The sequence below is a fragment of the Sneathiella sp. genome, from assembly GCF_041689005.1.
GTDB lineage: Bacteria > Pseudomonadota > Alphaproteobacteria > Sneathiellales > Sneathiellaceae > Sneathiella.
Map to the genome: position 1 here is coordinate 1 of NZ_JBDNHC010000097.1, position 6,678 is coordinate 6,678.

At 49.4% G+C, this 6,678-nt stretch carries 4 protein-coding genes and 1 CRISPR repeat array; all 4 genes read right to left on the minus strand.

All coding sequences use genetic code 11. The annotated features are described in order from the left end of the window. Nucleotides 1–36 precede the first annotated feature (36 nt). A CRISPR array of direct repeats spans nucleotides 37–271; the repeat unit is 36 nt; unit sequence GTTGCGGTTGGCCCGGCTTTTCCAGAGTGCTATAAC. Nucleotides 272–342: 71 nt separating this feature from the next. The 4 genes from cas2 to ACESNI_RS11470 all read right to left on the minus strand — a co-directional run bounded on the left by cas2 (nucleotide 343) and on the right by ACESNI_RS11470 (nucleotide 6,373). Beyond that, a complete protein-coding gene (gene cas2, locus ACESNI_RS11455) occupies nucleotides 343–648 on the minus strand; it encodes a CRISPR-associated endonuclease Cas2 (RefSeq protein ID WP_373086793.1) in 306 nt (101 codons plus the stop codon). Between the two features lie 34 nt (nucleotides 649–682). After that, a complete protein-coding gene (gene cas1 / locus ACESNI_RS11460) occupies nucleotides 683–1,612 on the minus strand; it encodes a type II CRISPR-associated endonuclease Cas1 (protein WP_373086794.1) in 930 nt (309 codons plus the stop codon). A gap of 51 nt (nucleotides 1,613–1,663) precedes the next feature. Next, a complete protein-coding gene (gene cas9 / locus ACESNI_RS11465) occupies nucleotides 1,664–4,921 on the minus strand; it encodes a type II CRISPR RNA-guided endonuclease Cas9 (protein ID WP_373086796.1) in 3,258 nt (1,085 codons plus the stop codon). A gap of 231 nt (nucleotides 4,922–5,152) precedes the next feature. Next, nucleotides 5,153–6,373 (minus strand): tyrosine-type recombinase/integrase, encoded by a 1,221-nt coding sequence (locus ACESNI_RS11470; RefSeq protein WP_373086798.1) that lies wholly within the window; start codon nucleotides 6,371–6,373, stop codon nucleotides 5,153–5,155. Nucleotides 6,374–6,678 lie beyond the last annotated feature (305 nt).

The window sequence follows — 6,678 nt, forward strand, 5'->3', positions numbered from 1 at the left end:
TATAACCAAGGCCCCTACCAATCTGCGACACCCGTGGTTGCGGTTGGCCCGGCTTTTCCAGAGTGCTATAACTATTTTGATTATGAGAAGGAACATGACGAAGTTGCGGTTGGCCCGGCTTTTCCAGAGTGCTATAACTAATTGACAAGATACAAAAGCTTTTACGGTGTTGCGGTTGGCCCGGCTTTTCCAGAGTGCTATAACACATCTTCTTTTGATCTTGATCTTGATCTTGTTGCGGTTGGCCCGGCTTTTCCAGAGTGCTATAACTGCTGCCGATGCATTGGGTTGATATAATTGGATGTTTTCACGTTTAGTTTTTCTGAAAACATCCAATTCTTCCTAGAAGAGAATAAATTGCTCGGGGTTTTTGAGCGAATCGCCTCGCCGATTGCCCCGAAGACAGACGATATTTTCATATTGCTTGTCCGTAAATTGTAAAATATCCACTTTTCCTTCCGGCGGCATGGCGGCTTCAACCTTGCGGATAATCGCTTGTACGGCTTCTTTACCATTTGTATGACGCACATATACAGAATACTGCGCCATCTCGAACGCGTTATCCAGCAGAAAATCCCGAAATTTTGTGTAGGAATAACGTTCACTCTTCGTTGACGTTGGCAAATCAAATAAAACCATTACCCACATGAATTTGTACCCACTGAATTCCGTATGATATCTTTTAGCCATGAGATCTAGGCTGCAACATCAACGGCGGTGGTGAGACCGGAAGTTCAATTTTTTTTCGGTTGCCCATAAATACCTGAACGAGTGATTGCGCCATTCTGTCCATGCAGATTTGCATGGGACTCGCGCCCGTGCAGGATTGCAAATCCATCGTTAAAACGTTTACAAGTGTCGCTTTATGTTTTGGGTTGAGCTCGAACGAATCGCCATCATATTCCATAGAAATTCGCTTCACCTGATAGTCAATCCAGGGCCGGAAAGGTTCCATCAGATCATCCGCAAGGCGCAAGGCATCGCCTTTGCTCTGGTGATATATGGAAAGGGACGGATGCAGTCCCGCCGCGAGGATGGAGCGGGCTGCCGCCGCCCGTAATACGGTGTATCCATAGTTGAGAGCACCGTTAATGGAGCCCTGATGCGTTCCCCGTAAAAAATCCTCACCCATGAGACGTTTCCAGTATTTCCGGGCGGCCTGGGCTTCAATATTGTCGCTGTCACCCGACTTTACCCGCGTCGCCATGGAGGAGATATCCGCACTGTGCAGATCGAAGGCATTTAAAACCTGTGCCTGGGCCGCCACCTTGGATGCGACGAGCTGGGCCCAAAGACGTTTCAATAGCGGCTTATTGGCGAGGGCCTGGGCCTGCATGTTCAAGCCTTGGGCAAAGTGACCGTCCACGGGCCAAATGACGGAGGCGGGAGCTTGCCCGTTGTCGCAAATGATAATGGGAACATTGGCCTTCGCCAGCCGAGAACAGATATTGACGGACAGCGAGGCGCCGTGGCCACGAATAATCAGGGCGGCCATATCATCAACAGCGACCTGTCCCGCCAACTGTTTGTCGATTTCGATAGACAGGAAGCCCCTGGAGACACTGAGATGCACCCCGTTCGAGGATATTTCGACCACACGATTTTGCATCATAAAACCCGCATTTATTCAATGTCAGGTTACAATAAAGAAGTTAAAAAAGCTTTACCCGCTAATTTGATGAATTCTCGGAACGCCAGAGGGGCTAACAGTCACATATTTTGCTCTTGAGAATTGAAGACTTGCCGGGGATTTAAAAATAAATTTCAGCCCATCATTTGGATCGCGTGTTCGGGCATCCACATTTGCTTCAATATGCTCGGCAAGCGCAATTGCACCTTCTGTGAACTTACATATTTGTACAATTTTGACTGTCCCATTGTGCTCGACTTGAAGATAGTCCTTCTTGCGTAGACGCATCTGTAATTTCTGGCCTTCCCGTCCTTCAAGCCGTTGCCACCAGTCATTGTCTTTTCGAGCCAGCTGATATGCCTGATAGGTTGAAATAACTTCTCCGGTCCATTTGCCTTTTTCCGTCTGCCATATATCGTAGCAATAATTGCCGTCTCCCTTATAGGCCTTGTATTCTTTGCCAGACGCATTTTTGATTGGGATAACGCTTAATTTCTCTTCTACACGCACTTTATAAACAGGCGGTATCATGGCACCTGCCGTGTCTAATAGGGCTCGTTTGAAGTCTGCGCCCGAGAGTCCAAAGGTTTCTTCCTCCATATGGCTTCTAATAATGTCATCGCGTATTTTGGCCAGATCCGATACCGATTTAAAACTGTCGCCGTCAAGGAGTTTGCGGGTAACAACCATACGGGCACCTCGTTTGTCGGGTTCGCCAATCTCACCCTTTGAAATGCCATAAGCCGTATCATTATGCATTGCTGCCTGTATCCCGTGATCAGGTTTATGGCTGACCATGATATTCCTGACAGATTGCTCAACATCCGTTCGAAATCCCCGCCATGGTTCCTGAAGGCCTGCCATTAGTTTGTCATTACTTATGCCTTCGTTTTGTCCAGCTGTGATCGCAGCCTGCTGCAACATGGACACGTCTGTACAGGCGACAACGATAGCATCTAGAGCGTGGTGGCGGTGATCGTCGCGATTTTTTTTCTGCGCTTCGGATTCAGGCTCATTATGCCCGCGCAAGACGGAGTTCAATCCCCAGACGTGCCGCAAATCAGCGGTCAGGCGTCCGGGAATAACATGGACATGGCTTTTGGCTCCCTTATATCCTTGCCCGCCATAAATGGCCTCCAGATAAGCCTTCGCCAGCCTGGAGATATATTGAGTGTCGGTTAGTTGTCGCGCAAGGAACCCGCCTTCGTGTTCGGTAAAACGGTCCATCGCATCGGGGCTGAAACGCCACTGTTTGTTTCTAGGCAACTCCGCTGCGCGTTTCGAAATTTCTTGCCAGTCATATCCTTCAGGGGAGTGACCAAATGCTTCAAACGGGGGGCGGTTCCCTTTGTCCCTGTTGGCTTGTCGCGTGGCGAGAGTCTTGTTCGCGTAGCTGTCATCAAGGGTACGGGAAAAGGGTAATATATGCTCTATTTCAATTTTGCCGGAGAAGAGGTCGTTATAGCTGATCTGCTCTCCTGAAAAAGGGCACCGTTTTCCCAGAGCTTCAAGGTCTTCATACAGACGCAAGCGCAGCCGGTTTTCGTATGTGTCGTGCTGGCTTAATTCCGCCAGCTTTTTTCGGCGCTTGTCGTTGGCATCCTGATTTGCCTTCTGTTGCTTCTCAAGATCGTTTTTTCCTTTGGCGGACAAGGGAAGGTCGCGGGCAAGCTCGACAACGATTTTCTCAGGTGGGCCAAAACGCGCCATCAGATCATTAATCACAGCTCTGATCTGATTGAGTGCCACATGCACCGTGGGATTGGCGACTTTCCCGTAGCGTTTTTCATCCGGATCATTCGGATCGCCAGTGCCAAACGCAACGGATCGTTCAAGAATATAACCGTAATAGGGCAGGGCATTGTCAAATACCTCCCCTGTTCCAAACTGGCTGTGACTCCCAAGTCCGGATTGTTCAACTGCCTCAGAGTAAACAGTCACATCCGCTTCCAGCGGCGGCAGGATTTTAGTCAGCGCCAGTTGACTCAAATTTCCATAACCATCAGGGAGGGGACAGTCGGCGACCCGGTGCGCCCGCTTTTTGTCGAGTTTGTGGGTATTGCATAGCCAGGTAACGAGTTGCTCTTCATCTTCATCATTGACAAGTTTGTCTACAATTTCGTCTTGGCTCGGTAAATCAAGGTCAAGCCATGATGTGCCCCAACGATCCTCTTGCATCAGCTTCGCTGCGGTTTCGTCTCCCTGCAGATCTTTGCGCTTTTCTGTTTCTATGCTGAAACTGTCATAGGACGAAAGGCCAAGAAGTTTCTTGATCTGACCAAAAGTTACTTTTGCAGTTTTACTCGTAGGCGTTAATAGCCGATCGGCAATGATGTCGCGCTGTTCTTTGGAAAGTTTACGCTGGGCTTGACCAGATCGAGCCAGACGCAATGAATTTACTTCCTGAAAGATGCGCGCACGTTGTGATGATGGTGACGCTTTGGCTGCGCGGGGCTCTTCCGGTATAAGGCCGCACTTACCCACAGGCGGAGATTTTAATGGATGCTGCCATTCAATTGTATCTTTAAGGCGTTCATATGCGTCACAGTGCAGAAGATCAGCATGGTATTTTTTTTGCGCTTCCCAGATTTTTCCAAACTCATCCAGTATCAGGGCACGGGTGGGATAGTAATCATATTGCCATTGCGCTCCTGCGCCGGATTTGCGAACCCGGGCCAAGGGTTGAGGTTTGCGTTGCCCCTTTGTTGCTTCTTTATTATGTTGAATGGTTTCATATCGAGGTTTGCCAAACAGCTCACCGAGGGTTCGGCTGCCGGTTTCTTTCAGTTTTTCGAGTGTCCGCTCGGTGGCGTCATGGACTTTACCGCTTTCAGTATCTGCGCGGTCCGTCTTGCGGTTGGATTTAAAACCACGGCGCTGATGCAGGTGAAATATGGCTCGGCCTAGCTGATACGGGCTGATTTCTTCAATGAGTGCCCGGTAGCGTATAATCCATGGATCCGTCTCCTCAAGTGGAATGTCTTTTCCACCTTCCAGCTTTTTGCGTTCTTCCTTGTCTGGCGGCATCAAGCCAAATTCACTCAGTTCACGCATAAGACGGGCAGAACGACGTATTGTTCTGTCTCTATTTTTTCTTGAACTGCGAGGTTCACGTCTTTTTGCGGCATTGGATTGTTTATCTTTCGGATTGCGTCCATCGGAGAATATGCGCACACCACTATCGATTATTCCAATAGCCGATGTATAATCGCCATTTATTTCCAGGGCCGCCCAACCAAGTGAGTTAGTCCCAAGGTCTATTCCCAGTCGCCAAGGTTTATTGATCGTCATTTCATTTCCCCATAGACTCATGATCGACGCTTAGGTTGCATTATGCTTGTCTGTAGAGTATAGTCAAAAAACATTTTGAAGCACTCTGGAAAAGTCGGGCTTTCCGTTAACAAGGATTAGTCCACAAAATGTAATATAATAAGGCGGTGTGCTGATCATGTCGGCACACCGCCTTATTTCTTTATAAACTTCAGCCAAACTTGGTTTGATAGATGAATTATACCATTGAATTCACTTATCGTTTCTGAAGGCCAATATCGCCGCATCCGCATGCATATTTCCGAGATAATTCGTCCAAGCCTGCATCATCTTTCGTCGCTTATCAAACAGATCGCCGCGCCTATACGCTGCCTCAACCTTGTTCTCGATAACATGGGCGAGCGCCATTTCGGCGACATCACGCGGGAAGCTCGAAACTTCGCCGGACCAGTCGCGAAAGCTTGAGCGGAACCCGTGCGGTACGGCATCGCCGCACGTTCCATTAACGCCATATCCCATACCGCGCATGAGTTGAAGCAGCGCCATATTGGAAAGCGGCTTGCCATAGCGCGCACCAGGAAACAGGTAAGGATTGCCATCAAGGTGGGGGAGGGCATTTAAATCAGCTATCATTGTATCCGACAGCGGTACTCTATGTTCCCGTCTGGTTTTCATCCTTTCAGCCGGAACTGTCCATACAGCGGCCTCCATATTGATTTCGGACCATTGGGCCATTAAGACTTCACTCGTGCGCGTAGCGGTCAGAATTAGGAACCTGAGAGCCAGTGCAGATACACTGCCATTCTTTGAAAGTTCCGTCATAAATGCCGGGACTTCTGAATAGGGCATTGCTGGATGGTGTTTAACAGTTCTTACCTTGGACGGCTTAGGCAGCAACATATCTAGATGACCGCGCCAACGGGCAGGGTTCGACCTGTCGCGGTATTTATGAGCCGCTGCAAAGTCGAGAATGTTTTCTATGCGCGCCTGGACGCGCTTGGCGGTCTCTGTCTTGGTTGTCCAGATCGGCGAGAGAATTTCCAATATATCGTTTGTCTCGATGGTATCGACCAGTTTTGTGCCTATCACAGGCCTTGCGTATGTCTTGAGAGTGCTGACCCATTGGCGGGCATGCTTGGCGTTCTTCCAGCCGCGTCGATGAGATCGGATAAACCGGGCAGCGCAGCTGGTAAAGGTGGGTACGGCTTCCAGTTCAACGCGACGGGCCTCTATGGGGTCAATATTCCCTGAGGCCTGCTGGCGGTACTCAGAGGCCTTTGTGCGGGCATCTGCAAGGCCAACGTCCGGATAACTGCCTAAACCCATTTCCCGGCGTTTGCCGTTGAGGGTGAAGCGCAAAACCCACTTTCTGGAGCCCGCGTTCGAAACCACAAGGCGCAATCCGCCGCCATCTTCATATTTACCGGTACCAGCAGTTGCTACTTTACGCGGGGTGAGCCTGTGAATTGCCATGTCATATCCTTTCAAAGTTACCAATCAGGGAAAGTAGTCCCCCAATCAGTCCCCCAATGATATTGGATCATAGAATATGCCTTTGGACAACGTAGGTCAAATATCATTGAAAAATAAGGATATTATGTACTATAGTGGACATAATAAAACTATATATTGGCGGACCCTCCCTCCGCCACCCACCCCTGATAATTTGTCTCTGATTTGGCGAGGCGACGCAACCGCCCGTATCAGGGCGCTTATTCGCCGCCATTCCCTCTCTCGCCCGCGTCTCTGGGCCGTCAGATGTCGGTCTTTCGGGGCCA